Here is a 26,729-nt window from a genome sequence, read left to right on the forward strand (position 1 = left end):
CCTGCGATGTCTGCCACGAAAATACTCTGGGGTCAGATCCTCTCGGTCTTCCTGATCGTCGTCTTGACGACCTGGATGGCGACACAATGGACAGCCTGGAGGCTTGGCTTTCAGCCACAGCTCGGGCCGCACTGGTTCGAGCTCGCCGGGCTGCCCGTCTACTATCCGCCGGCAGTGTTCTGGTGGTGGTATTTCTACGACGCCTATGCCCCGTCGATTTTCGTGGAGGGCGGGCTGATCGCCGTGTCGGGCGGCTTCCTATCCATCGTCGTTGCGATCGGCATGTCGGTTTGGCGGGCGCGCGAAATCAAGAACGTCTACACCTACGGGTCGGCGCGTTGGGCCGGGAAGGGGGAGGTGGAGGCTGCCGGCCTGCTCGGCGCCGACGGCGTGGTGCTCGGGCGCTATGATCGCCATTACCTGCGCCACGATGGTCCCGAGCATGTGCTGTGCTTCGCTCCGACGCGGTCCGGCAAGGGCGTCGGCCTGGTGGTGCCCTCGCTGCTGACCTGGCCTGGCTCGGCGATCGTTCACGACATCAAGGGCGAGAACTGGCACCTGACCGCTGGGTTCCGCGCTCTGCACGGTCGGGTCCTGCTTTTCGATCCGACCAATGCGAAATCGGCGGCCTACAATCCCTTGCTCGAGGTCCGCCGCGGCGAATGGGAGGTGCGCGACGTGCAGAACATCGCCGACATCCTGGTCGATCCGGAAGGAAGCCTCGAAAAGCGCAACCACTGGGAGAAGACCAGCCACGCGCTCCTGGTCGGTGCGATCCTGCATGTCCTTTATGCCGAGAAAGACAAGACGCTGGCGGGCGTCGCCGCCTTCCTGTCCGATCCAAAGCGACCGATCGAGTCCACATTGGTCGCAATGATGACAACCGCCCATCTCGGAGATGCCGGTCCGCATCCGGTCATCGCAAGCGCGGCCCGAGAGTTGCTCAACAAATCCGACAACGAACGATCGGGCGTGCTCTCGACCGCGATGTCCTTCCTTGGTCTTTACCGCGATCCCGTTGTCGCCGAGGTCACCAGCCGATGCAATTGGCGGATCGCGGACATTGTCGGCGGGAAAGCGCCGGCGACGCTCTACCTGGTCGTTCCCCCATCCGACATCAACAGGACCAAGCCGCTCATCCGCCTCATCCTCAACCAGATCGGCCGTCGTCTGACAGAGGACCTGCCCGGAAAGACGCACCGCCATCGGCTGTTGCTGATGCTCGACGAATTTCCGGCGCTCGGCCGTCTCGACTTCTTCGAGAGCGCGCTCGCCTTCATGGCGGGCTACGGCCTGAAAAGCTTTCTCATCGCGCAGTCGCTGAACCAGATCGAGAAGGCTTACGGGCCGAACAACTCGATCCTCGATAATTGTCATGTGCGCGTCAGCTTCGCAACCAATGACGAAAGGACCGCCAAGCGCGTGTCCGATGCGCTGGGCACCGCGACCGAGATGCGGGCGATGAAAAACTATGCCGGGCACCGGCTCTCGCCCTGGCTCGGGCACCTCATGGTGTCGCGGCAAGAGACGGCCCGGCAGTTGCTGACCCCTGGCGAGATCATGCAGCTTCCCCCGACCGATGAGATCGTGATGGTTGCGGGGACGCCGCCGATCAGGGCGCAGAAGGCGCGCTACTACGAGGATGCCCGCTTTCGCAATCGCGTCCTGCCGCCACCCGAACTGACTCCATCCGGACAGGCCGGTCCCGACGACTGGACCCATCTGCCGGTCCCGCTTCGCCATACGGCCGCCGCGGGTTCAGGCGCGCCTCGCCAGGACGACACCGATCCCACCGAGTCGGAGCGGCGCCTGCAACCCGAGCTCAATCGCGTGCGGCCGATGGAGCAAACGATCCCGATCGAGAACGAGTTCGAGATCAACACGGCCGACGATGCCGACGACGATGACGCGGTCCGCAATCGGCGCTTGGCGCGCCTCATGGAGGGCGTGGCGCGGCAGGTATCCCTCGACCCTGACGACGGCATGGAGTTGTAGCCGCGATGACCAGCCGCAAGAAGAAGGTCCAGATTTCCGTTTATCTCGATCAGGCGATCATGGCGATGCTCGCCGACTACGCGGCGCGGCGCGATCAATCTCAGTCCATGATCGCCGAGGCTGCGATCGCTTCGTTCCTGTCGCCCGACGCCGACGAACGCCGCGAGGCGGCGATCGCCAAGCGCCTCGACCAGGTCGACCGTCGTCTTGCCCGACAGGAGCGCGACGTAGCAATCGCGGTCGAGACGCTGGCGGTGTTCGTCCGCTTCTGGCTAGCGACGACGCCTGCGTTACCCGAGCCCGCCGCGCAGGCCGCTCGCGCCAAGGCCGCCGAACGCTACGATGCCTTCCTCAGCGCCTTGGGCCGTCGTCTGGCGAAGGGACCGAAGCTGCGGCAGGAGATCAGTGAGGACGTGGAGAGCGGTCCGGGCACAACTCACTCCGGCGTGCCTGGGTAATAATTGGACTGTAAGACCGCGGCCAGGGCAGGGCCGCGGACTCGGCTGCAAGCCAATTGTTAAGCCACCAAGACAAGCGCGAGCCTTTTGAGGTGGGCGTCGATTGCCCTCGCGACGGCTGGCGCGATGGGAAGCGTCTTTTTCGCCTCGGGCCATCCGTCGCGGAAGCGGGTCACGGTTTCGCGCGCCGTATCGACGACCGGCTTCTCAGGCAGATGCGCCTTCGCGGCCAGATAGCGGAGTTCGTCCAGCGAAAAGTCACGCATGCGCTTGGTGCGGGCATATTTGATCGCGGCGAACTCATCGTCGATATAGGCGATCGTGGACACGAAATCATAGGCCGGTGCAAGCGTCGCCTTGCGCCGATCGCGATAGATCACCGACCAGTTCTTGAGGTGCATGTCGGCATTGCCGATCAAGGTGTTGAAGACGAGCCTGCGGATGAACTCGCGCACGCCCTCGTCGCCGGCCTCGACGCCGAGCACGGTCGCAATATTGCGCGCGCTGGCGCGCTTGTATTTGTCCTCCGGCCAGACGCCGAACACCTGTGCGAAATCCTCGATGTGCACCGGGCCCTCGTCGCCGCGGTCGAAACGTCTCACAGCCAGCGCCTGTCCCTTCAAGGTCCGCATCCCCTCGGGGAGGCCCCCGACTGCGTCGATCTCGAGCAACTGGAGCTCAGGCACGTCCATGCCGAGCCTGGCTGCAAGGCTCATCATCGAGAATTCGTTCTGAGGCACGCCGTCATAGAGCTGGGAAGGAAGCTTGACGATCCATGATCCGCCGACCCCCTCCGCGGGGATCGTGAGCCCGCCACCCTTTCCGGGATTCTTGACCGCAGAGAATTTCAGCTGCACGCCCGCGAGGGAAAAGCGCAGGGTGTTGGTCCGGCGCTTCCGGCGCGCTTCCTCGTTGTCCTCGTCGTTCACCTCGGGCCATGCCTCTCCGTCCGCCGGGGCAATCGTCAGCGCGCCGGGCAAATCGCGACCCAGAACCCACAGCAGAAAGAACTCGCGCCGGTCGCTCACGCCCGCCCGTTCGGCAAGGTAGGTCCGCAGCGGCCCTTCCGGCAGCAGATTGGCGAAGAAGGGCGGCACCCTGACGCTGACCGGCCTGAAGTCAGTCAGGAGCTGCCCGTACTGATCCTCAAACGACAGGCTGAGCGTCGGCCGTTCGGGATCGTCGATATAGGACTTCTCGAAGGCGAAGAGCGTGCGCTCGCCCGGGATGAGCGACAGCGTAGCGATCTTCTCGCCATAAAGGCGGACATCGAGGACCGAAACCTCAGGCATCGTCGTCCTCGTCGTCGAGCGCGTAGGCAGGCCGCGGCGCTTCCGGCGTTGCATGGGCAATTCGGTTGCGCAGTGCCCTGAGCGTCTTCGATGCCCGTTCGATGGCGGGAAGCGCGCCAGGGCCAGCCGGGAGCTTCATCAGCCTGTCGGTGACGGCGCGCAGCGTACCGAGATCGGCATTGCTCAGCCTGAAGGTCGCAAGTTCGCGCAACGTCTGGTCAAGTCTTGTGAATTCGAAAGCGTCGCGGTTGTCGCGGCGCAGCTTTGCAAGCGCCGCCTCGGCGCGATTGAATGCCGTGGAGCGCCGGCGGTTCTCGCCGTTCTGCATCGCGTGGGCGTTGCTGACGATGGCCTCGACCGCGGCGAGCGCCTTGCGCGGCACCAGAACCAGTTCGTGATCGAGCGCGCGCGCCAGTTCGACCAGGCTCGATAGCCTGAGATCGGTTGCCCCGCTTTCGATTTTCGAGATGTGGCTTTGCGGAACGCCGATGCGTGCGCTGAGGTCGCGCTGGCTCAGCCCGCTTTGCTCACGGGCGCTTCGCAAGGTCTGCAGGATGCCTTCGGTGGAATAGATCATTGATCTGTCTCTGCATATCACTTCTCATCTAGTATACACTAAAATATATCGAGTGCAAGGCAGGCGAGGAAGAACCGATCGATAAAAACATATCAACTGGGTAGCTTGATATATCGTGACATATCACATCTCATCTCGTCGGCAAGGTAGGGTCGAACCGCGGCAACGGGACAGCAAGAATCGCAAGCGCTTAACTACCACGCCCTTTTGCAGGGACATCGACAGCCCTCGCCGCCAAACGGCACCGCCAATCTCCTGTCATTGCACGCCACGCTACTACGCCCCGACATAGCTGTTGAATCCGGCCGAGATCGGGTCCTCTTAATCATCCCCGTCCCGGGGCCAATCCATGTCCCCGGATCGAATGGGGACCGGCATGACAGCTTCGCCTCACAATTCGGAAGCACTTGCGCGCGGCGCGCGCATGCTGCGAACAGCGCTCGGACCTGCGATCGCGCGCTATCTCGACGACGCAGGCATCGTCGAAGTGATGCTGAACCCCGATGGGCGGCTTTGGATCGATCGCCTGTCCGAGGGCCTCGCCGACAGCGGCGAGCGTCTTTCGGCAGCCGACGGCGAACGCATAATCCGCCTGGTTGCGCACCACGTAAGCGCCGAGGTGCACGCTTACGCTCCGCGCGTATCCGCCGAGCTTCCCGAGACAGGGGAGCGGTTCGAGGGGCTGCTTCCGCCGGTGGTGGCGGCGCCGGCCTTCGCTATCCGCAAGCCCGCCGTCGCCATCTTTACACTTGACGACTATGTGGCGGCCGGGATCGTGTCGGCGCCCCAGGCAGACGTGCTGCGCCAGAGCGTCGCCGCCCGCGCCAACATCCTGGTCGCCGGCGGCACGTCCACCGGCAAGACAACGCTGGTCAACGCGCTGCTGGCTGAAGTGGCCAAGACCGACGATCGTGTCGTCATCATCGAGGATACGCGGGAACTGCAGTGCGCCGCGCGCAATCTCGTGGCGATGCGCACGAAGGACGGCGTCGCATCGCTCTCCGATCTCGTCCGCTCCTCGCTGCGCCTGCGCCCCGACCGCATTCCGGTCGGCGAGGTGCGCGGCGCCGAGGCGCTCGAACTGCTCAAGGCCTGGGGCACGGGGCACCCAGGTGGCCTCGGCACGATCCATGCCGGAAGCGCGATTGGCGCGCTGCGGCGAATGGAGCAGCTAATCCAGGAAGCGGTCGTCACAGTGCCTCGCGCGCTGATCGCCGAGACCATCGACCTCGTTGCCGTTCTTTCCGGCCGTGGCTCCGCGCGGCGCCTGACCGAACTCGCCCGCATCGAGGGCCTTGGCCCGGACGGTGACTACCGCGTCGCCCCGGCCGTCATCGAGGACACCGGCACGCAAACTGCGCTCATCCAACACCCAGAAGGAGAACGTCCGTGATCCAACGCCTGCGCCTCGCAAGTCGTCTCGCCATGACCACCTCGGCCGCAACGCTTTCGCTGGTGACGGCCGCCCCCGCTTTTGCCTCCGGGTCGTCGATGCCGTGGGAACAGCCGCTGCAACAGATCCTGCAGTCGGTCGAGGGGCCCGTCGCCAAGATCATGGCGGTGATCATCATCATCGTCACCGGCCTGACACTCGCCTTCGGCGATACATCGGGCGGCTTTCGCCGGCTCATCCAGATCGTGTTCGGCCTCTCGATCGCCTTCGCGGCCTCGAGCTTCTTCCTGTCCTTCTTCTCGTTTGCCGGCGGAGCGCTGGTCTGATGGCGAACACGGTCCAGCTAAGCGGGTCGATGCATGATGATGCGGTGCCGGGGTATGCGGTCCCTGTTCATCGAGCCCTGACCGAGCCGATCCTCCTCGGCGGCGCGCCGCGCGCCATTGCCATCATGAATGGGACGCTCGCCGGCGCCGTCGGGTTGGGGCTGCGGCTTTGGCTTGCCGGCATCGCGATCTGGGCGATCGGCCATCTTGCCGCCGCATGGGCTGCCAAGCGCGATCCGCTCTTCGTCGATGTCGTGCGCCGGCATCTGCGCATCCCGCCGCATCTCACCGTTTGAAGGGTCGCGCCCGATGATGAACCTTGCTGAATACCAGAATCGAAACAGCCGGCTTGCCGACTTCCTGCCTTGGGCGGCCCTGGTCGGAGAAGGCATCGTCCTCAACAAGGACGGCAGCTTCCAGCGGACCGCGCGTTTTCGCGGTCCCGATCTCGACAGCGCCGTCCCCGCGGAACTCGTCGCGGTGGCCGGCCGGATCAACAATGCCTTGCGCCGTCTCGGTTCCGGCTGGGCGATCTTCGCCGAGGCGCAACGTCATCCGTCGACCCGCTATCCCGACAGCCAGTTTCCGGATGCGGCCTCCGCGCTGGTCGACGCCGAGCGCAAGGCGGGCTTTGAGGAGATCGGCGCGCATTTCGAGTCGAGCTACTTCCTGACGTTCACCTATCTTGCGCCTCCCGAGGACGCGGCACATGTAGAGAACTGGCTCTACGAAGGGCGCCAGAAAAAAGGCCTTAATGCCCATGAGGCGCTCACCGGTTTCGCGGACCGCAGCGATCGGATTCTTCGCCTTGTCGAAGCCTTCATGCCGGAGTGCCGCTGGCTCGATGACGCCGAGACGCTGACTTATCTGCATGGCTGCGTCTCGACCAATCGCCATCGTGTGCGCGTTCCAGAGACGCCCATGTATCTCGACGCGGTGCTGGCAGATCAGCCGCTGACCGGCGGCCTCGAGCCGCGGCTCGGCGCATCTCATCTGCGTGTTCTGACGGCCACCGGCTTCCCAACCGCGACGACGCCGGGTCTACTCGATGAACTAAACCGGCTGGCCTTCCCATACCGCTGGTCGACGCGCGCGATCCTGCTCGACAAGACGGATGCGACCAGGCTTCTCACCAAAATCCGGCGTCAGTGGTTCGCCAAGCGCAAGTCCATTGCCGCGATCCTGAAGGAGGTGATGACCAACGAGGCATCCGTCCTTGTCGACACCGATGCCGCCAACAAGGCCGCCGACGCCGACCTGGCGCTGCAGGAACTCGGCGCGGATTATGCCGGCATGGCCTACGTCACCGCGACGGTGACCGTGTGGGATGATGATCCGGCCGCCGCCGATGAAAAACTGCGCCTGGTTGAGAAGGTCATCCAGGGACGGGACTTCATCGCGATCATCGAAACCATCAACGCCGTCGACGCCTGGCTCGGCAGCCTGCCGGGCCACGTTTACGCGAATGTCCGTCAACCACCAATCTCCACTCTCAATCTCGCCCACATCATTCCGCTGTCGGCGGTGTGGGCGGGGCCGGAACGGGACGAGCATCTGGCAGCGCCTCCCCTGCTGTTCGGCAAGACCGAAGGCTCGACCCCGTTCCGGTTTTCCCTTCACGTCGGCGACGTCGGCCACACGCTGGTCGTCGGGCCGACGGGCGCCGGCAAGTCCGTGCTCCTCGCGCTGATGGCCATGCAGTTCCGCCGCTATGCCGGCTCGCAGGTCTTCGCCTTCGATTTCGGCGGCTCGATCCGCGCGGCGGCGCTCGCCATGGGCGGCGACTGGCACGATCTCGGCGGTGACCTCAGCGATGGGGCGAACGACAGCGTCAGCCTGCAGCCTTTCGCTCGCATCCACGACGTTCCAGAGCGTGCCTGGGCGGCAGACTGGATCGTGGCGCTTCTCACCCGCGAGGGTGTGGCGATCACGCCCGAGGTGAAGGAGCATGTCTGGACGGCGCTCACCTCGCTGGCCTCCGCGCCTGTCGGGGAGCGCACGATCACCGGTCTCGTCGTGCTGCTGCAATCGAACGACCTCAAGCAGGCGCTCCGTCCCTACTGTGTCGGCGGTTCCTACGGCCGGTTGCTCGATGCCGAGCGCGAACGGCTCGGCTCCCCCCCGGTCCAGGCATACGAGACCGAAGGGCTGATCGGAACAGGCGCCGCGCCGGCGGTCCTTTCCTATCTCTTCCACCGCATCGAGCAACGCCTTGACGGCTCACCAGCCCTGCTCATCATCGACGAAGGCTGGCTTGCGCTGGACGATGAGGGTTTTGCCGGCCAGCTGCGGGAATGGCTGAAGACGCTGCGCAAGAAAAATGCCAGCGTCGTCTTCGCAACGCAGTCGCTCAGCGACATCGATGGCTCGGCGATCGCGCCGGCGATCATCGAGAGCTGCCTGACCCGGGTTCTTTTGCCGAACGAGCGCGCGATCGAGCCGCAGATCACCGCGATATACCGCCGCTTCGGCCTCAACGACAGGCAGATCGAGATCATCGCGCGGGCAATGCCCAAGCGCGATTACTACTGCCAGTCACGCCGGGGCAACCGGCTGTTCGAGCTCGGACTGTCGGATGTCGCGCTCGCGCTCTGCGCAGCATCCGCAAGAACCGATCAGGCCGCGATCGCCCGCATCATTGCTGAGCACGGCCGCGACGCCTTCCTCGCGGCCTGGCTCAGCTATCGCGGGCTCGGCTGGGCGGCCGAGCTCGTCCCCAGCCTGGCCAGTTCCGCCGCCGCGGGCCCAGCATTGACCAGCCCCGCCTTCACCAGCCCCGCCTTCAGCAGCAAGGAGAAGTCCTCATGAAACTGCATCGTTCCGTTGCCATGCGGTTCGCCGCCGCACTGGCTCTCGCTCCCGTCAGCCTCGTGCCGATGATGGCGGTCCCGGCGCACGCCTTCATCGTTTTCGATCCATCCAACTATTCGCAAAACGTCCTGACCGCAGCGCGCTCGCTTCAGCAGATCACCAACCAGATCACGTCGCTTCAGAACCAGGCGCAGATGCTGATCAACCAGGCCCGCAATCTCGCCAGCCTGCCGTTCTCATCGCTGCAGCAACTCCAGCAGTCGGTGCAGCGCACCCAGCAGTTGCTCGGCCAGGCGCAGAACATTGCCTATGACGTCCAGCAGATCGATCAGGCCTTCCAGCAGAAATACGGCGCGGTCGCTCTATCGGCGTCGGATCAGCAACTCGTCACCGACGCGCGCTCGCGCTGGCAAAACACGGTCGGTGGCCTTCAGGACGCCATGCGCGTGCAGGCCGGCGTCGTCGGCAATATCGACGCCAATCGCTCCGAGATGACGGCGCTGGTCGGCCAAAGCCAGGGCGCGACGGGCGCGCTCCAGGCAACGCAGGCCGGCAACCAGCTCCTCGCACTGCAGGCGCAGCAACTTGCCGATCTCACCGCGGTGGTCGCCGCGAACGGCCGGGCGCAGGCGTTGCAGGCCGCCGAGCAGGCCACGGCCGCCGACCAGGGCAGGGAGCAGCGCCGCCGTTTCCTGACGCAGGGCGCGGGTTACCAGCCCGGCAACGCGCAGATGTTTTACGGCAAGAACTGAGGCCTGCGATGGACACCAGGATATTCGCCCGCCTCGCCGCGGTGGTTTTCATTGCAACCTCTGTCGCGGCGGCCTGGATTGCGACGAGGAGCGCCCACAAGCAGTCCGAGCCCCTCGCGCTGCGCGACCGTACCATCGCACCACGAGATCCGCTCGCGGCCGAATTGCTGCGCTGCTCAGGGATAGGCGAGACCGGCCCCCGCGATCCCGGCTGTCTGAGGGCGTGGGCTGAAAGCCGGCGCCGGTTTCTGCGCCAGCGTGAAGGGGCCATCACGCCCGCTCCCGCTCAGCCGGCAACGCTCTTCCCGAACGTGCCGGCATCGGCCGATCCGGACCGGAAAGAAGGGCAGGGGGCGAGCGTCCCGCCAATGCAGGCCGCGGCCTCCGGGCCAAAGGTTCGCTGACGATGGGCGGCACCGGCGTCATCGACCATTTCCTCGAGGTCTTCGCGCGCTACATCGACGGCGGCTTCGGCCTGCTTGGCGGCGAGGTGGGCTTCGTCGCCACAACCCTGATCGTCATCGACGTGACGCTCGCGGCGCTCTTCTGGTCTTGGGGCGCCGATGACGACATCCTGGCGCGCCTGGTCAAGAAGACGCTGTTCGTCGGCGTCTTCGCCTATCTCATCTCCAACTGGAACAACCTCGCCCGCATCGTCTTCGAAAGCTTCGCCGGCCTGGGCCTGAAGGCATCGGGCACCGGTTTTGCCATCGATGATCTAATGCGCCCGGGCAAGGTGGCGCAGACCGGGCTCGATGCCGGTCGGCCGCTGCTGGACTCGATCTCCAATCTGATGGGCTACTGGTCCTTCTTCGAGAATTTCATCCAGATCGCCTGCATGTTCTTCGCCTGGGCGCTGGTGCTGCTCGCCTTCTTCATCCTCGCGGTGCAGCTTTTCGTCACGCTGATCGAGTTCAAGCTGACGACGCTTGCCGGTTTTGTGCTGATCCCGTTCGGTCTGTTCGGCAAATCCGCCTTCATGGCCGAGCGCGTGCTCGGCAACGTCATTTCGTCCGGCATCAAGGTCTTGGTGCTCGCGGTGGTCATCGGCATCGGCTCGACGCTCTTTTCCGAATTCACCTCCGGGTTCAATGGCAACACGCCGTCGATCGACGACGCCATGGCGATCGTGCTCGCCGCGCTGTCGCTGCTTGGTCTCGGCATATTCGGCCCGGGCATCGCCAACGGTCTCGTCTCCGGCGGCCCGCAGCTCGGCGCCGGCGCGGCAGTCGGCGCGGGCCTCGCCGCGGGCGGAATGATCGCGGCAGGGACTGCGGCGGCCGGCGCTGCAGCGGCGGGTGGGGCAGCCTTCTCACGCGCCGCTGGCACGGCGGCGGGTGGTGGCGCCGCGGCCGCGGGCGGGGCATCCACGGCATACCAGCTCGGCGCGGCCGGAGAGTCCGGCTTCTCCGGCATGGCGGCCGGATTGCGTGGCGTCGCCGCCGCTGGCGCCCAGGCTGTCGTCTCGCCTCTGAAGCGCGCGGCCAATCATGCCGCTTGCGCAACGAAGGAGAGCCACCGCGCCGGCACTCGCGCCGCCTTCGAGATGACCGGCGGATCATCCAGCGCCGGCACGATCGGCGGGAATGCCGCGAGCAGCGGCGGCGGGGCTACTGGCGTGGCGTACCGCGCGGCCGAAAGTCAGCCCGCCTGGGCAATGCGCATGAAGCGCTCGCAACAGATGACCCATGGCGTCCAGGCCGCCGCTCACGCCGTTCGCAGTGGCGACAGCCATGGCGGCGGCTCCTCGATCAACCTGTCTGAAAGCGACTGAGCATGTTCAAACGACCGTCCACGCACTACGGAAAATCCCCCCGACCGGAGACGCCATACCAGCGCGCCGCCCAGGTCTGGGACGAGCGCATCGGCTCCGCCCGCCAGCAGGCCCGCAATTGGCGCTACATGGCCTTCGGCTCGCTGGCGCTTGCCGCGGGCGTCTCCGGCGCGCTCGTCTGGCAATCGGCCAGCGGCTCGATCGTCCCCTGGGTGGTACAGGTCGACCGCCTCGGCCAGGCCCAGGCCGTTGAGCCGGCGACCGCCGATTATCAGCCGAGCGATCCGCAGATCGCTTTCTACCTGGCCCATTTTATCGAACAGGTGAGGTCTATCCCCGCCGATCCGGTCATCCTGCGGCAGAACTGGCTGCGCGCCTATGATTTCACGACGCAGGGCGGCGCGCTGGCGCTCAACGACTATGCCCGCGCCAACGACCCGTTCACCAGGATCGGCAAGCAGCAGGTCGCCGTCGAGGTATCGTCGGTCATCCGCGCCTCTCCGGCAAGCTTCCGCATCGCCTGGATCGAGCGCCGTTACCAGGACGGCTCGCTCGCTTCAACCGAGCGCTGGTCCGCCATCGTCACCATAGTCGTGCAGCCGCCGCGCGACGCCGACACGCTGAGGAAGAACCCGCTCGGCATTTACATCAACGCCATCAACTGGTCGAAGGAGCTTGGCCAATGACGCCCGCACAATGCAAATCCGCCCCCGCGGCGCGCCCGCCCTTCCTCCGCGCGATGCCTGCCTTGAGCAAGATGGCGTTGCCGGTATTTCTGCTCGGTACTTCGACGCTCGTGGGATGCGCCACCCGGCAGAAGCCGCCGGAGATCTCCTATGACGATCCGGTCCCCGCCGTGCGAGCGGTCGATCCCCCGTCGCCCGTCAAGGTGGTGGAGCTTCCAAAGCCATTGCCGCTTCCCGGCCAATTGAAGCCGGTAGGCAAGAGCGGGAAGGCAGAGGCGGAGCCAAGCGATCCCGCAGCCCGCGTGAATCTTGCCAACCAGGCTGCGCGCGTCCAGCCCGTCCGTGACGGCTTCATCAACTCGATGCAGGCCTACCCGTTCGTCGATGGCGCGCTCTACCAGGTCTATGCCTCGCCGGGCCAGATCACCGACATCGCGCTTCAAGCCGGCGAGCAGCTTGTCGGCTCCGGTCCGGTCGCAGCCGGCGATACCGTGCGCTGGATCATCGGCGATACGGAGAGCGGCTCCGGCGCGACCAAGCAGGTCCACATCCTGGTGAAGCCGACCCGCGCCGACCTTCTCACCAACCTCGTCATCAATACTGACCGGCGCACCTATCACATGGAACTGCGCTCGATGCCCTCGACCTATATGGCCTCGGTCTCGTGGCAATATCCGCAGGACCAGCTCGTTGCCCTGCACCGCCAGAACCAACAGGCAGAGGCCGCGCAGCCGGTGTCGACGGGGATCGACCTGTCCCGCGTCAATTTCCGCTACGAGGTGACCGGAGATCGCGCGCCATGGCGACCGCTGCGCGCTTTCGACGATGGCAGGCAGGTGTTCATCGAGTTCCCGAGCGGCATAGGGCAAGGCGAGATGCCGCCGCTCTTCGTGGTGGGACCGCAAGGTGACACCTCAGAGCTGGTGAACTATCGCGTGCGCGGCAACTACATGATCGTCGATCGGCTGTTTGCCGCCGCCGAGCTGCGCTTCGGCGCCGGTAAGAACCAGATCCGAGTCCGTGTCTCTCGAACGGATGGGCAACGCGCCGGCGCATTTTCGTGGATGCGAGGTTCGGGCGAATCCTGGCGTTCCACCAGCGCCCGGGGCGAGGGCGGAGGGCCAGCGTCGTGACGGACAGATTCGACCCCTTCAGCGATCAAGCCAAGGGCGCGGATAACGGTGCCCGCTCGAAATTCTCGGTCGGTGAGAACGAATGGCCGGATTCGCCAGGCCAGGATGACGGCCGGCGCTTGACCCACGAGCCGGGCGCGGGCATGCGGCTGCGCCCCGAGCCGCCGCGCGTGACGCGCCTGTCACGCAAGGTGCTGGCCGGCTTAGGGCTGGGCGCCAGCCTGGCTGTCGGCGGGGCACTGATCTACGCGCTTCAGAACCGACAGCAGGGCCAAGGCCAGGAACTCTATTCGACGGACAATCGCCAGACCCCCGACGGGCTCTCCTCCCTTCCAAAGGACTATGCGGGCGTCCCGAAGCTCGGTCCGCCGCTTCCTGGCGATCTCGGCCGGCCGATCCTCAGCGCACAGAACGCCGGCCTCGTGGCGTCACCGCAAGCCGTCGGGCCTGATCCGGAGGAGCAACGAAGGCAGCAGGAGCTGGAGGCAGCCAGGACCGCGCGCCTTTTCGCATCCACCCAAACCCGGCCTGCCAGCGGCCTTGTTGCCGCTGAGACCAGTGCCGACCCCAGGCCTCAGCCCGATCTTGCGAGTCTTGGCCTCGCGCCCCAGCCCGCGCCGCCGTCGGCGCAGGACCGGCAGCGCGCCTTCCTCGATCAGCCGCCCGATAAGCGCACCGTCTCGCCCGATCGCGTGGAATTGCCGGCGTCGAAGAACATCCTTCAGGCCGGGGCCGTGATCGCAGCCGCCCTCATGACGGGCATCCGCTCCGACCTGCCAGGCCAGATCACCGCCCAGGTGACGGAGAATGTCTATGACAGCCCAACTGGACGGATTCTCCTCGTTCCGCAGGGGGCGCGGCTCGTAGGCCGGTACGATAACGGTGTCGGCTTCGGCCAGAGACGCGTCTTGCTGGTGTGGACCAGGGTGATCTTTCCTGACGGGCGCTCAATCGTCCTGGAACGTGAGCCGGGCGCCGACGCGGAAGGCTATGCCGGTCTGGAGGATGGCGTGAACTACCATTGGGGAGAGCTGTTCAAGGCGGCGGCGCTCTCCACGGTTCTGAGCATCGGCGCCCAGGCAGGCTCCTCGGGTGAGGACAGTGACATCGTGCGTGCCCTGCGCCAAGGCGCCTCCGACAGCATCAGCCAGACCGGCCAGCAGATCGTCCAGCGGCAGCTCAACATTGCGCCGACGCTCACCATCCGGCCTGGTTTTCCAGTGCGCGTGATCGTCACGCGCGATCTCGTGCTCGAACCTTATGGAGGCTGAAATGGCAAAATTGAAACTCGGGCCGATCGCCGACGACAAGCCCGTCAAGGTCACGGTGGAGCTGCCGGCCGCATTGCATCGCGACCTGACCGCTTATGCCGAGATCCTCGGTCGCGAGGCGGGACAACGGCCCGCCGATCCACCGCGGCTCATCGTTGCAATGCTGGAGCGCTTCATTGCGACGGATCGTGGCTTTGCCAGCGCCAGGCGGTCAGCGAGCGTCTGACCGTCTCGCCATCAGTCATGTCTGATCGGCGACCGGTAGCCGGGTTTCAGCCTCCCGTCGACAGGCTCGAGCGGCTTTGGCGAAGCCATGTTCCGTGCGGTCCCCAGCAGCCGCAGTAGAGCGCGCTTGGGGTTCGAGTCCAGCCACATCGCCTGTATGGACCTGCTGCTGTCCTGGCCTTGCATGGGCTTCCAGACCGCAGACTCTATGGCCACTGCTCTGGCGAAGCCTTCGCCCGCCAGGGTCACACCGTGACCGAGCTGGACCTTGAGGATGACCGTCGTTTCGCTGGCGCGGCATATCTGAGGAATGGGCCCTCCATTGGCAGCGAGATGCTCCAGCAAGGTGAGGTCTCCCTGCGATGGAGTCGAAACCAGCAGACTGGTTCCCGCGAGATCCTGCCAACTCACCGCAAGCCTGTCCGCGAGCGGATGGCGGCGGGGAAGGAGAACGAACAAGCGCTCATGGGCGAATATCTCGCTTCGGCATGAGGCGGTGTTCTGGAGCCCGTGCGCAAAGACGATGTCGAGGCGCCGCCGGCGTATCGCCGCCAGGCACTGTTCATGTCCAATGTCCTCGATGGCGACGTTGACGTCCGGATGCAGATGGTGGAAGCGCTCCACGAGGCGAGCCACGAATGCGCGCCCCGTCTGGGCGCACAATCCGATCCGGATCGTCCTGGCGTCCTGATTGCCGTCATCACCGCCGGCGAGTGCATCCTGCAAGCCTTCGTAGTGAACCCGCACGCGGTCCGTCCAGGCGCGGCCTGCTTCCGTCAGCCGCACGCCATGGACGTCGCGATCGAACAGCTGCATGTTGAGCACCTGCTCAATGGCAACGATGTTGCGGCTGACAGAGGATTCCCGCACCCTGAGAGCTCTTGCCGCCTGCCTGAGGCTGCCATGGTCGACAGCTGCGAACACATGGTCCAGGCGGTGCAAAGTGTTGCTGGCCTGTCTCAAGACTCGGACGTCTCGCTGACAGAGCTTGTTTGGGCCAACCGGCTCGACGCTGCGGCAGCGTCAATCCGCGGAGCCGCCATGCCCGCTGGTTTCGTAAACATATTCGTGTGGTATGGCCGGGGCGGCCATCTGGGAAACATAGCGGTTCAGGTTTTCCTCACTGTTGCTCGCTGCAAGGCAGTAGAAATTCCCGCTGTTCCATGTCAGAACGCAGTGGCTGAAATGCTTGTGTATGGCCTCACCCATGTCGGCCACTGTCACCTCATTGCCAAACATCGTATTCAGCACGGCGGCCTTCTTCTTCTCGATCTCCTCAGGAGGGAAATAGCGCGCCTTGAAGCCGAAATCCTTCTGGTACTCACGCAGCCTGTAGTCCATCTCGTCGCTCGCCCGGAACTTCTCGACGAAGACGAAGATCCCGTCCTGCTTGAGGTGCTGGCTCACGAACTCGATCTGAGCCGGCCGGTTCGGCGAGTACATCTGAAAGGTCGTATCCTCCAGGATGATGTCGAAGCCGGAGGTGAAATCCGCCAGCCGTGGAGTGGAGGCGAGAACGTCCTTGGTCAGCCTGTGGAAGGGGCCAATGAAGAAGTCGGCATGCGGCGGCTCGCCATACGCCATGAAGCAGTCGTAGTTCTCAGGGTTTGGGCTGCACGACAAGGTGCGTATCTGCCCCTCGGACAGCTCCGACAGTGTCCTTGCCATTCCAAGGCTGTACAGCGAGAGCGGTTGGCCGCGATGGCGAGCATACTTTAGGACCGCATAGGCCATCCGGCATTCTTCCTCCAATCTGTAAGGAATGCTGCCGTGGTAATGCTGGTCGAAAAAGCCCTGCCGCGCCGCGTGCAGGCTGACCAGGTCGCGCAGAAGTTCGTCACGCGGCAGCAGGCGATTGTCGGCCACCGGTTTGCGCAGAGGAACGCCGTTCTTGCCCGCGGCTGTCGCGGCAAAGAAGCCGGCAAGTTCGTTGAGGCGTGGGGCGTGGTCGCATTCAGCCAGGAAGTCATCAAGTCCGCGCATCGCAGTGTGCCTCTGCACCCATCGAGATGGTGAGGTGCCAATGCGCCTGGGGAGGGGTTCCGACAGAGTTTAAGAATAGTCTAATATTCTGCCGGATGGGCATTGACTGAGGCAAGTCGTAGGAAGGCTAGGTACTGGCGGCTTTCCATTGATTGCGGTTTTTTCGATAAAGCCACATCTTCTACCAATCCTGAGTTATTCGTGATTTGTTTGGCAACCTAAGGTTTGGCAAACCAACAGAACTGACGTTGCGTAAGTACGGGAATCGCTTTGGGCCGTGTGTAGTCTTGGCTTTGATCCTAACGACATGCGTCCTTCGCAGCACCGGACGCTTGCTCATCAGTATGAATGCTGGGGGCAGGTACGGGTGGACTTGGTCAAAAGGACCGGCCTCAAGCGGCAAGAGACAAAGATCTTTTGTCCAGGCCACGTGTTCCTGATGAACCTGCAGGGCGCGGCGTGCAACGGCGAGGACTTTGTCGACGGGCGCCGGATCTCCTTTTCGCCGCGCCGGGCCGGCTCGGTCGTCTTTGTGCCCGCGGGCAACGATTGGACCGGTTGGGACGAGGGCGACGAGACAGCTTCCTTCCTGCTGGTCTCGATCGAGCAGAAGTTCGCGGAGGAGATGTTCGGGGAGGCGGTGCGACATCGCCGAACGGTTTTGCCGCCTTCGATCGGATTTCGAGACGGTCTCGTCGAAATGGCGTTGCAGAGGATCGCAATCGAGCTCAAACAGCCTGATCCGTTCAGCGCCGCGATGGTTGAGAGCCAGGCCAGGCAACTGCTCGTGCAGATGGTCAGACTGAATGGCGCATATCATGAACCTATGAAAGGTGGACTGTCTCCATTCGACCTCAAGCGTGCCATGGAGATGATAGGCTCGTTGTCGGGCGAAACCCTTACGCTTTCGGTCCTGGCGCAGGAGCTTGGTGTGAGCCGGTTCCACTTCTGCAGGGCATTCAAGCAGTCGACAGGCAAGACGCCGCATGCATTCATCGCAGAGCGCCGCCTGGAGAAATCCTGCTGCATGTTGCGATCAACCAGCCTATCGGCAACCGAAATCGCCTTGGAGTGCGGGTTCGGAAGCTCGAGTCACTTTTCCATTGCCTTTCGCCAAGCCTTCGGCGTGTCGCCCACGGAATTCCGCCGCAAATGCAGACTCTAGGCCGACGGCATCTAATGGCAGCAAGTATTTGAAAATCGCAACACGGTCGCAAAGCATGGGTTGGCGTCGGATGATATGCATATGCGATCGGCATTGACGCGGCGTCGACATCGGCCTCGGGTAGGGCAACGGAAGAAGAGGGCGGATCGTGAGGTGGACGAGCTAACTGCAGAGATAGATGCGAAATGGGCGGTCCTCGAGGCGCTGGAGGCGCTTTATCCTTGGATGAGGCCGTTTCGCTCCCGGCCGGTGCGCGACTACGCGTCTCGCCTTTTCGAGGCGCCAGCTTCGGGGTCAATACCCGCGGTCCGGAGGCAGGCACTCGACAAATTGTTGGGCATCATCAGGAAGGCGGCGATGCGCTCGGGGCTCGCCGCCGATACGGCCGGGAAGATCTGCGGTGATCTGGAACGGCGGCGCGTGCTGCAGACGGGGCCGCATTTGCTTCTGCTCGTCGACCCCGAAGCGTACTACACGCACGTCTTCAGTATGCTTGGTCTCGCCGCGCATGGCTGCTCCACCTATGTGTCCTATGCGGTTTCAACAGTGAGCCTCGTTGAAAGATCGCGCAAAGGACCAGGCTGGCTCGGTGTTGACGGCAGGCCGGTCAACGTCTTCGGCCTCAGCCGAAGCCAGATGGTCGGCTACAATCTCTTGACCGGGCCTGGTTCCTATCGACTGATGCCTGTGGATCCAGGGGCGGGCGGCGAAAAGCTGGCGCGGCTGCGCGATCTCCTGCCGAGCTTGCCATTTCAGCGGCCTGCGCATGCGGTCAAGGCTGCCAACCAAGCGCTTTGGCCAAAACTCTTCGGAAGCCGTTTCGCGTTTCTGCAGATCGATGACGAGGACATCGCAGACCTGGTGGCGGACCATCTGTCAGACCCAGATTCCTGGCTTCGCACGTCGCTGCTGGAGCAGCCCGCGCTCGCTTTCAATATCCTTGCGGAAATCGACCGGCTGGCCATCGGTCCCTGGAGTGGGTGGCTCACGCGGGCTACCGATTACTTCTGGTTCTATTACGATGGCAAGCGTCTTCCGCTGAGACTTGCCTCGGGAGATTTGATCGATTCCTCGAGCGGCGTAAAGGTCGCCGGCTTTAAGCCTTCAGACATTGTGGCGCGGCTGTCAGACCGTACTCTCATCCCAAATTTTTTCACCGCCATGCTGGTAGTGTCCATCCTGCCCGGGATGCGGGTCCTGGGAGGCAGCCACCAACCAGTCTTCTATCCATTGATGCGCCATGTGGTTCACAGGGCGCTCGAGGTTGCGGGCGTCGCTCCCGACCTTCGGCAAGCTCTCGCGGCCGACGACGTTTCGGGGGCTTGGGGACATCGGGTGATCGAGGGCGGCGATGATCCGTTCGAGCGGCTTCTGAATGATGGGCCCGGTGGCGCCCATGCGGTTGCGGAGCGTCTTGGCTCCGCTCCCCTGGCCGAGGCGTGTGGCAGTTTGAAAAGCTTCGTGACTGACCCGTCGTGGCTGGAATTTCATAGACGATTGGAGCGGGGAACGATCAGTGCCGCCGATGACGAGTGGGCCCTTTGCTGACAGGTTATACGCGTCGTGAGAAGCTGGCACGCGATGATAGGTTAGCTTCACAAACGATTGATATTGCAACATTATCGCTCAGCAACGCATCGCAGCATCAAGCGCGTCGCAAGCGGCGGGAGAAAGCCACAGTTGGAGCGCGGCAGCAGCCGCTTCAGCGCTCAGTTGTCCCCGCGGAAGTGCGAAGGTGCGGGACCACGCCGCGAGATCCTCGGCCATCTCGGCAACGCCATGAGTCGGACAGTGTCACCATCATGGACGAAGCGCTCGACGCCGGCATAAATCTCTTCGACACTGCGGATGTTTATGGCGGCCCGCAATCGCCCGAAATGGAGAAGGGCTACGGCATCTCCGAGGAGATAATCGGCCGTTGGCTCGCGCAGGGCGGCCGGCGCAACCACATTGTGTTGGCGACGAAGGTCTACCAGCCGATGGATACTGGTCCCAACCATCGCCGCTTGTCTGCTTATCACATCCGACGCGCCTGCGAAGCCAGCTTGCGGCGGCTAAAGACCGATCACATCGATCTCTACCAAATGCATCACATCGACCGGGCCACGCCATGGGAGGAAATCTGGCAGGCGATGGAGCAGCTGATCCACCAGGGCAAAATCACCTACGTGGGCAGCAGCAACTTCGCCGGGTGGGACATCGCCACCGCCCAGTGCACGGCCGCGTCGCGCAATCTGATGGGACTGGCGTCCGAGCAGAGCCTCTACAACCTCGCGCAGCGCACCATTGAGCTAGAGGTGATTCCGGCGCTGCGTCACTACGAGGTGGGCCTCATCCCCTATGGACCGATCGGCGGTGGTTTGCTCGGCGGCGCGCTCCGCGGGACAGCCCAGGGGCACGGCTCGTCGACGCCGCCTCAAACGCGGGTCGCCGAACTGCGCCCGCAATTGGAAGCCTATGAAGCGCTCTGCGATGAACTGGGCGAAGCGCCGGCTCTCGTGGCCCTCGCTTGGTTGCTCCACAATCCGGTTGTCAGCGCGGTGATCAGCGGGCCCCGGGCGGTGGTCCAGCTCCGCGAGAACTTGAAGGCAACCTCACTGAACCTCTCGAATGAATCGCTGACGAGGCTGGATGAGATTTGGCCAGGCCCCGGCGAAGCGCCGAGGGCCTATGCCTTAGGCTGTGGAAGTGACTGCTGTACCCACACAGCAACCATGCTGGAAGATTGCAGAGACGGCTCGACTGCAGATGGCCCCTTGCATTCGCCGACGGCTAGATGTGCGGGTCCGGCTTGCTAACGAGTTCCCAAACGGTCTCCCGCGCCAGTACACTGCTTTGCGCCTGATGAGCATTTGGGCAGCATCATCCAAAGCGGTCGGACTACTTCCGGCCGTGAGACATGTCCGCTCCGCGCCTGATGTCGGACGTAGAGATTAGACTTGCTGCCGCTTGAAAGCAGACCTCGCCGGTGATTACGCTGGAGATCGAGGGTGCGCCAGCACTGCCATTGGTTATTACTCGCGGAACGACCGCCTTTCCCCCGTTGCGGCGATTTCGAGATTGGTCCATGGCTGGTGCCGACGGTTGGGCCTTATCGTTCGAAGAGACCGGAGTGCGTCTAACGCTAGACTAGCTTGGCCGACCAATCCACCGCAAGATTTCATAGGCAGGCATCGGGCGGCGAAAGCCCTTCAGCGTCAGTTCGCCAACAGGAACGGATTCGACCAGCGACTCGACAGCTCCGACGACCCGTTGGCTAACGAGAATCTGGCGCGATTTGGCCTCCTCGCATAAACGGGCGGCATGGTTCGACACAGTGCCGATGACGGCATAGTCCGAGCGCTGATCAAAACCGATGCGCCCGATGGTTGCGTGGCCCCTGGCAACGCCGATCCCAAAGCCAAGCAAATAGTCCCGCTTGCGCCATTGCTCTGAATGCTCGTCAATCGCGTCGCGCATTGCGGCAGCCATTGAGACAGCTCTCTCGGTGTGGTCGGCACATGGCAGCGGATCGTTGAAAACCACGACGATGCCGTCGCCCACGAACCGCTCGAGAGTTCCCTCGTGGCGGACGATTTGTTGACCAAGGCAGGAATGATACTCGGCAAGAACCGTCATGACTTCTTCGGGTTCGGCGGTCTCCGCGAAGGCCGTAAAGCCGCGCAAATCGCAAAAGACAACGGTCACCTCGCGACGGTGGCTCTGCAAGAGCGCGTCTCCATTGCCCGTCGCAACAATGAGGTCGGCGACCTGTACGGGCAGGAACCGCCGGAGCCGCGCCATTCGCTCGAGCTCCGTCACCTGGTCGGCCACGGTTTGCTCGAGCGAGCGGTTCCAGTCGGAAAGTTGCGCGGCTTGGTCCTCAAGGCACTTGGCCTGCTTCGCGACAGTGTCGTGAAGTGCCTTCTGGCGCAGCATCGAGCGCACCCGCGCCAACAGCGCCTGGTGCTCGAAGGGCTTTGTCAAATAGTCGTCGCCCCCAGCGTCTAGCCCCTCGACCACATCGCGCGTGTCGGCCTTCGCGGTGACGAGGATGACCGGAATCGCCAGCAGGGAGGTGTCCTGCTTGAGCATGCGCACCACACTGATGCCGTCGAGCTTCGGCATCATGATGTCGAGCAGGATCAGATCCGGCGTGAGTTCGCGGGCTTTCGCAAGCCCCTCTTCACCATCGGCAGCGGTTGCAACTTCGTAGCCGTTCGCCTCGAGGCGCATGCGCAGGATCTCGAGATTTTCCGGAGTATCGTCGACCGCGAGAATGCGTGGCGGATCGTGCAAGGCGCTGCCTCCCTCAAGAAAGGAACCCGCGAATCTCGGAAAGCAGCCGGCGCGGACTGAATGGCTTGGCAATGTAACCATCGCACCCGGCAGCAAGGGCTTTCGCCTCGTCGCCCGACAACGCGTAGGAGGTGACGGCGATAATCGGAATGTGCCGGAGCGCCGGGTCGGCTTTGATGCGGCGGGCCGCTTCATACCCGTCGATCACCGGAAGTTGAATGTCCATAAGGATCAGGTCTGGCCTCTGTGCTCCGGCTGCTGCGATGCCGGCGGCGCCGTCCGCCGCCTCGATCAGTTCGTATTCGGTGGTGGCAATGAGATCGCGGATGATCTGGCGGTTGTCCTCGGTGTCTTCCACCATAAGGATTCGTTTGCTCATGCGGCCCTCACGTCCTCATTCATCCGGGTTGGTATCTTCAGACGGAATGTCGACCCTGACCCGATCACGGATTCAACGTCTATGGTTCCGCCATGCATTTCGGCGATGCGCTTCGAGATTGCCAGGCCAAGACCTGTGCCACCCTTCTGCCTGGTGCTGCTGTTGTCGACCTGCTGGAATTCTTCGAAGATGAGAGCCTGGTCCTTGGACGCGATGCCGGGACCGGTGTCTCGGACGGTGATCTCGAAGTGGCCGTCGACCGCATCGGCAAGAATGTCGACCGCACCCGTTTCGGTGAACTTGACGGCATTGCCTGCAAGATTCAATAGAACCTGCGTCAAACGGCGTTCGTCCCCGCGACCGATTGGAAGGTTCTCGGCAACAGTCGTTGAAAGCTCAAGACCCTTCGCTCGAGCCAGCGGCTCGACAGCGGCAACGGTCGATCGAACAATCTGCGCGACGGAGTAGTCCTCGATCGCCAGCGTGAGCTGTCCGGCTTCGATCTTGGAAAGGTCGAGTACGTCGTTGATGAGGCCGAGGAGGTGACGACCGTTTGCCTGCACGCGCGCGACGGTTGTCTTGGCCTTGTCCGGGAGTTCGCCGTAGATGCCGTCGACCAGCAGCTCTGTGAAGCCCAAGACCGAATTGAGCGGCGTCCTGAGCTCGTGGCTCATATTCGCCAGGAATTGGGACTTGTGGCGGCTGGCTGCCTCCAGCTCCTGGCCTTTCTCCTCGATGTCGCGGAACAGCTTGGCATTCTGGATCGCGACCACCGATTGGGCTGCGAAGGTCTCCAACAGGTGAACAACCTGCTCATCGAATGGACCTGGCTTGTGGCGCCTGACGACCAGGGCACCGACGATCTTGTTGGGCCTCAGCAGCGGAACGATCAGGACACCGCGATATCCGGCGTCGACGATCGTCTTTCTCACAAGGAAGGATGAGGTTTCCTTGCTGAGGTCGGGAAACTGCACCGGCATGCACCGTCCGGGCGCGTCGCCGATCCCCATATCGGCCAGCCCCATCGTCTGGTGCGAGACTGCGGCGATAAGCTCATCGCTCATCCCAAAGTTTGCGCGCGGACGGAATTGCTGCCGCGTGCTGCTGAACACGTAGATGGTGCCAGCATCCGTCTCCGACAACTGGACCGCTTTGGCGACGATCGTTTTCAGCACCGTGTCGAGATCCAGCGTCGAATTGACCGCCTTGCTCACCTCACCAAGCGCCTCGAGCTCACCAACTGACGCGGCAAGCTCGCGCGTCCGTGACTGCACCGCCTCGAAGAGCCGCGCATTCTCGATGGCGATCACCGCCTGGTCGGCGAATGTCTCGACGAGCGCGATCTCCTTGGGATTGAAAGGTTGCGGCTCAACCCTCGTCAGGACGAATACGCCAACGAGATCACCCTCCCGCAACAGCGGTGCAGCGAGGACGGTGCGGAATCCGCCTGCCTCAGCGATCAAGGCAATGCGGTAGTCTGGATCAGCGGTCACGTCTTCGATTTGTACGATACGCCGTTCTTCGATTACGCGCCCTACGGCGGAGCCTCGGCCTGCGGCAAGCGCTGGAACTGGATTAGCGTCGACATAAGCACGGAAACTGGGCGGGTAGCCATGCGTCGACACATAGCGGAATACGCCATCCAGCAACTGCACGATACCACCCTTGTCGGCACGGCAGAGCCTGACAGCCGATTCCACCAACGTATCGAGCACCACCTGCAGATCGAAGGTAGAGCGGCTGATGACCTTCAGAACGTCTGCAGTGGCTGTCTGCTGCTGAAGGGCTTCGTCGAGCTGCTGGGTGCGCGTCTCAATCTCCTGATACAGGCGCCCCAGCTGGTCGGAGGTCTGGTTGACGTTAGCGGCTAAGACTCCAAGTTCGTCGCGATTGGCGACGGCAACTTGTTGGGCAAAGTCGCCGGCCGCTATCTGGCTGAGACGCGTCTCGATCTTCTTGACAGGTTCGATTAACGACCAGGAGATGATGTAGCCGAGCCCCAACGCCAGCAGTATACTGCCCACCGCAAACGAGACCACGATCAGTCTGGACGTGCCGTACGCACCTTCGGTCGTTTCGATGGCCACCACCATGTCGGCTTCGGCGATGTTGACCAGCTGGTTTGTCAGCCGCTCGAGGCGATCAGCCGACGGTATGATTTCATCAAGCTGAACCTTGCGCGCCTCCTCGGTACGGCCGGCGCGGACGAGCCCTGCCACGTGCGTTACCCCGGCCGTCAGCCGTTCGTACTCTTGCCTGACCTGGCCAAGCACGTCCACCTCGGCTTTGGCGACGAACTCCATGCGGTCGAGGTCGTAGCCGAACTGATTGAGCTGGCGCAGCGCCGCATCCAGCATCCGGTCGTCCTGAAGCAACAGGGCGGTGGAGATGCCGTAGAGCTGGGTGGTCGTATCGTGCTGTACCTGGCGGTAGGCCGCGATCCTGCGCTGCAGCTTGATCAGTTCGTTGGTCTGATCGTTGACGCCACTCAGCACCTGCAACCCGACGGCCCCGAGCACGATCAGCAGGCCGACGATCGACAGGAACGCGATCAAGAGCTTGGTCTGGACGCGCGCCGGCAGCCGGGCAACCCAGCCAACGAGCCGGTTCGTTAAGCTATTTGGATTCGTCCAAGAGGCTGAGAAGGTCATCCCGGAACTCCTCCAGGTCGAACCGAACGCCAAGATATTGTACTCGCAAGATGCCATTCGGGTCTACGAGCGAGGTCAACAAGGTATGGTCGACATCACCGTTCGCCGCCTTCTTCGCGAAGACCCCATATTTCCGTCCAACCTCATGAACAATCGCCGGATCGCCGGTAAGAAAAGACCAGCCCTTCAGATCGGCGCCAAAATTCTGCGCATATTCCTTCAAAACATCGGACGTATCGCGCTCCGGGTCGACGGTGATCGAAATGAAGGCGATTTTGGGTCCGAACGCACTACCCAACTTTTCCTGCACCCTGGCCATCTGGGCGGTCAGCATGGGACAGACGTCGGCACAGTACGTATAGATGAATGCAATGGCGATCACCTTGCCGCGAAAGTCGTGCAGCGAGACTCGCGCCCGGTCCTGTGATGTCAGCGTAAAATCTGGAGCCGGTCCTATTGCCGGCAATCGTTGATCATGCGGCGCGTCATGCGCCTGCGCCGGTCCGGCCATCAGCGCCAGCACCAAGATGCGCGCCGGCCACTCGCTCATGTTTTCAACTCGCGCTTGACCTCGTTGAAAAAGCGCCAATCCGTGCCGTTCGCGATGATCTCGTTTGGGCTTGACTTGACGATTCCGGCTTCATGCAGCCGCAGCGAGAAGAACCTCATCGTGTCCTCGGGATCGAAGTCACGCCAATTAGAGTATGGGAGCTCGCGGAGCGACTGCACAGCGTAGTCGTATTGCTCGGTGTGTCCGCCATCCACCAGGAGGCGTGCCACCTGTTCCGGTTCGGCCGCGCAGATGTCGGCCGATTTGATGATGGCCCGGATGACGCGCTTGGTGGCGGCTGGATTTTTCTCGGCATACGCGGCGTTGACCGCCAGCATGCAGCAGTAATATTGCGACCACGGCCGGTCCCTGGAACTGTCCAGGATGACGTGGCCGACCTTGCGGGCGCGGAGGTCTTGAGCCTCAGGCGGAAAAGCCAGGAAGGCGTCGACCTTGCCCTCGGCGAAGAGCTCCGCCGGCTTTGCTGCGCCGACGATCCATTCGATGTCGCGTTGCGGATCGAGGCCGACATAGGTCGCCATGGCACTGACGAATATATGCGGATCCGACGATAGATTGCCGCCCACGCCGACTTTGCGGCCCTTGAGCTCCGCGACGCTTTTGATGTCTTCGCGTCCGAACAATTCGTAGCAGCCGACATGCACTCCGGAGATCACCTTGATCGGGGCGCCAGTGTCAACCGGAATGATTAGGGCCGTGGCAAAGTCAATGCCGAAGTCGATGTCGCCACGCGCCAGCATCTCGGTCTGGGCGATGCCGGCCTCGGCGGCCACAAAGCCAAAATCCGAGAACCCCTCTGCGCGGATCAGATCCTCGGCGACGTACTGCGGAGCAATGCAGATACCGGGCGCCGCCGCAAAGCGGGCGACCGTGGTTTCAGGTGCAGCTTCGGCGGCGGCCGCGTTGCGGCCCTTCGCAAGGCCCGCGGCTGCGAGCGCAGACAAGCCTGTAAGGAAACGACGACGGTTCTGGATCATTTGCATGGGGTTCTCCCTCGCGTTGAAAATGG

General features: G+C 63.4%; 25 protein-coding genes. 16 read left to right on the forward strand and 9 right to left on the reverse strand.

From position 1 onward, the window contains the following. Positions 1–6: 6 nt before the first annotated feature. Positions 7–1,995 carry a conjugal transfer protein TraG gene (locus CK230_RS14830; RefSeq protein ID WP_095817928.1) on the forward strand — a complete coding sequence of 663 codons (1,989 nt, stop codon included), beginning with the start codon at positions 7–9 and terminating at the stop codon, positions 1,993–1,995. 5 nt (positions 1,996–2,000) lie between these two features. Continuing rightward, a complete protein-coding gene (locus CK230_RS14835; RefSeq protein ID WP_095817929.1) occupies positions 2,001–2,453 on the forward strand; it encodes a CopG family transcriptional regulator in 453 nt (150 codons plus the stop codon). Between the two features lie 59 nt (positions 2,454–2,512). On the opposite strand, the gene CK230_RS14840 is transcribed toward CK230_RS14835, so the two are convergent. Both CK230_RS14840 and CK230_RS14845 read right to left on the reverse strand, forming a co-directional pair. Continuing rightward, the gene (locus tag CK230_RS14840) at positions 2,513–3,745 is read right to left on the reverse strand and encodes a HipA domain-containing protein (protein ID WP_095818154.1); all 1,233 of its coding nucleotides are present in this window, start codon (positions 3,743–3,745) and stop codon (positions 2,513–2,515) included. Then, on the reverse strand, positions 3,738–4,322 hold the full coding sequence (locus CK230_RS14845) for a helix-turn-helix domain-containing protein (protein WP_095817930.1): 585 nt from the start codon (positions 4,320–4,322) through the stop codon (positions 3,738–3,740). The genes CK230_RS14840 and CK230_RS14845 overlap by 8 nt, the downstream gene beginning before the upstream one ends. A 376-nt stretch (positions 4,323–4,698) precedes the next feature. Here CK230_RS14845 and trbB point away from each other — a divergent pair, with 376 nt between their 5' ends. The 11 genes from trbB to CK230_RS14900 all read left to right on the forward strand — a co-directional run bounded on the left by trbB (position 4,699) and on the right by CK230_RS14900 (position 14,694). Beyond that, positions 4,699–5,715 (forward strand): P-type conjugative transfer ATPase TrbB, encoded by a 1,017-nt coding sequence (gene trbB / locus CK230_RS14850; protein WP_095818155.1) that lies wholly within the window; start codon positions 4,699–4,701, stop codon positions 5,713–5,715. A gap of 32 nt (positions 5,716–5,747) precedes the next feature. Then, the gene (locus CK230_RS14855) at positions 5,748–6,041 is read left to right on the forward strand and encodes a TrbC/VirB2 family protein (RefSeq protein ID WP_245429937.1); all 294 of its coding nucleotides are present in this window, start codon (positions 5,748–5,750) and stop codon (positions 6,039–6,041) included. After that, entirely contained in the window at positions 6,041–6,337 is a 297-nt protein-coding gene (locus tag CK230_RS14860; RefSeq protein WP_245429921.1) for a VirB3 family type IV secretion system protein, read from the forward strand. Before CK230_RS14855 ends, CK230_RS14860 begins: the two co-directional genes overlap by 1 nt. Before the next feature lie 13 nt (positions 6,338–6,350). Then, on the forward strand, positions 6,351–8,849 hold the full coding sequence (trbE, locus tag CK230_RS14865; protein WP_095817932.1) for a conjugal transfer protein TrbE: 2,499 nt from the start codon (positions 6,351–6,353) through the stop codon (positions 8,847–8,849). Beyond that, positions 8,846–9,604, forward strand: a complete 759-nt coding sequence (gene trbJ, locus CK230_RS14870) for a P-type conjugative transfer protein TrbJ (protein ID WP_095817933.1) — start codon at positions 8,846–8,848, stop codon at positions 9,602–9,604. The genes trbE and trbJ overlap by 4 nt, the downstream gene beginning before the upstream one ends. Before the next feature lie 8 nt (positions 9,605–9,612). Continuing rightward, entirely contained in the window at positions 9,613–10,008 is a 396-nt protein-coding gene (gene trbK-alt / locus CK230_RS14875) for a putative entry exclusion protein TrbK-alt (RefSeq protein ID WP_095817934.1), read from the forward strand. Positions 10,009–10,010: 2 nt separating this feature from the next. Further along, positions 10,011–11,378 carry a P-type conjugative transfer protein TrbL gene (gene trbL / locus CK230_RS14880; RefSeq protein ID WP_095817935.1) on the forward strand — a complete coding sequence of 456 codons (1,368 nt, stop codon included), beginning with the start codon at positions 10,011–10,013 and terminating at the stop codon, positions 11,376–11,378. A gap of 2 nt (positions 11,379–11,380) precedes the next feature. Next, complete coding sequence (trbF, locus tag CK230_RS14885; RefSeq protein WP_095817936.1) at positions 11,381–12,064, forward strand: conjugal transfer protein TrbF; 684 nt, start codon at positions 11,381–11,383, stop codon at positions 12,062–12,064. Then, a complete protein-coding gene (gene trbG, locus CK230_RS14890) occupies positions 12,061–13,197 on the forward strand; it encodes a P-type conjugative transfer protein TrbG (RefSeq protein WP_095817937.1) in 1,137 nt (378 codons plus the stop codon). Before trbF ends, trbG begins: the two co-directional genes overlap by 4 nt. Before the next feature lie 119 nt (positions 13,198–13,316). Beyond that, positions 13,317–14,468, forward strand: coding sequence for a TrbI/VirB10 family protein (locus CK230_RS14895; RefSeq protein ID WP_245429938.1), 1,152 nt, complete (start codon positions 13,317–13,319; stop codon positions 14,466–14,468). Between the two features lies 1 nt (position 14,469). Then, positions 14,470–14,694 carry a DUF2274 domain-containing protein gene (locus CK230_RS14900; protein ID WP_095817938.1) on the forward strand — a complete coding sequence of 75 codons (225 nt, stop codon included), beginning with the start codon at positions 14,470–14,472 and terminating at the stop codon, positions 14,692–14,694. An 11-nt stretch (positions 14,695–14,705) separates the two neighbouring features. Here the strand turns inward: CK230_RS14900 and CK230_RS14905 are convergent, their stop codons facing one another. Both CK230_RS14905 and CK230_RS14910 read right to left on the reverse strand, forming a co-directional pair. Continuing rightward, entirely contained in the window at positions 14,706–15,656 is a 951-nt protein-coding gene (locus CK230_RS14905; protein ID WP_095817939.1) for a LysR family transcriptional regulator, read from the reverse strand. Between the two features lie 60 nt (positions 15,657–15,716). Continuing rightward, positions 15,717–16,676: a hypothetical protein gene (locus CK230_RS14910; protein ID WP_095817940.1), complete on the reverse strand. Its 960-nt coding sequence runs from the start codon at positions 16,674–16,676 to the stop codon at positions 15,717–15,719. A gap of 439 nt (positions 16,677–17,115) precedes the next feature. On the opposite strand from CK230_RS14910, the gene CK230_RS14915 reads away from it, so the two are divergent. The 3 genes from CK230_RS14915 to CK230_RS14925 all read left to right on the forward strand — a co-directional run bounded on the left by CK230_RS14915 (position 17,116) and on the right by CK230_RS14925 (position 20,639). Beyond that, positions 17,116–17,841 carry an AraC family transcriptional regulator gene (locus CK230_RS14915; protein ID WP_245429922.1) on the forward strand — a complete coding sequence of 242 codons (726 nt, stop codon included), beginning with the start codon at positions 17,116–17,118 and terminating at the stop codon, positions 17,839–17,841. A gap of 153 nt (positions 17,842–17,994) precedes the next feature. Beyond that, entirely contained in the window at positions 17,995–19,389 is a 1,395-nt protein-coding gene (locus CK230_RS14920) for a hypothetical protein (RefSeq protein WP_095817942.1), read from the forward strand. 179 nt (positions 19,390–19,568) lie between these two features. Beyond that, positions 19,569–20,639 carry an aldo/keto reductase gene (locus CK230_RS14925; RefSeq protein ID WP_280952543.1) on the forward strand — a complete coding sequence of 357 codons (1,071 nt, stop codon included), beginning with the start codon at positions 19,569–19,571 and terminating at the stop codon, positions 20,637–20,639. Between the two features lie 331 nt (positions 20,640–20,970). Here CK230_RS14925 and CK230_RS14930 read toward each other — a convergent pair whose 3' ends face one another. The 5 genes from CK230_RS14930 to CK230_RS14950 are packed head-to-tail and all read right to left on the reverse strand — an operon-like array spanning position 20,971 to position 26,703. Beyond that, positions 20,971–22,119: a response regulator gene (locus tag CK230_RS14930; RefSeq protein WP_095817944.1), complete on the reverse strand. Its 1,149-nt coding sequence runs from the start codon at positions 22,117–22,119 to the stop codon at positions 20,971–20,973. A gap of 13 nt (positions 22,120–22,132) precedes the next feature. Continuing rightward, positions 22,133–22,498: a response regulator gene (locus CK230_RS14935; RefSeq protein ID WP_095817945.1), complete on the reverse strand. Its 366-nt coding sequence runs from the start codon at positions 22,496–22,498 to the stop codon at positions 22,133–22,135. Further along, positions 22,495–25,149 carry a GAF domain-containing protein gene (locus CK230_RS14940; protein ID WP_176480104.1) on the reverse strand — a complete coding sequence of 885 codons (2,655 nt, stop codon included), beginning with the start codon at positions 25,147–25,149 and terminating at the stop codon, positions 22,495–22,497. The genes CK230_RS14935 and CK230_RS14940 overlap by 4 nt, the downstream gene beginning before the upstream one ends. Next, on the reverse strand, positions 25,115–25,699 hold the full coding sequence (locus CK230_RS14945) for an SCO family protein (protein WP_095817947.1): 585 nt from the start codon (positions 25,697–25,699) through the stop codon (positions 25,115–25,117). The genes CK230_RS14940 and CK230_RS14945 overlap by 35 nt, the downstream gene beginning before the upstream one ends. Further along, complete coding sequence (locus CK230_RS14950) at positions 25,696–26,703, reverse strand: ABC transporter substrate-binding protein (protein WP_095817948.1); 1,008 nt, start codon at positions 26,701–26,703, stop codon at positions 25,696–25,698. The genes CK230_RS14945 and CK230_RS14950 overlap by 4 nt, the downstream gene beginning before the upstream one ends. Positions 26,704–26,729: the final 26 nt, after the last annotated feature.

The organism is Mesorhizobium sp. WSM3859 (assembly GCF_002295065.1).
Classification (GTDB): Bacteria; Pseudomonadota; Alphaproteobacteria; order Rhizobiales; family Rhizobiaceae; genus Mesorhizobium.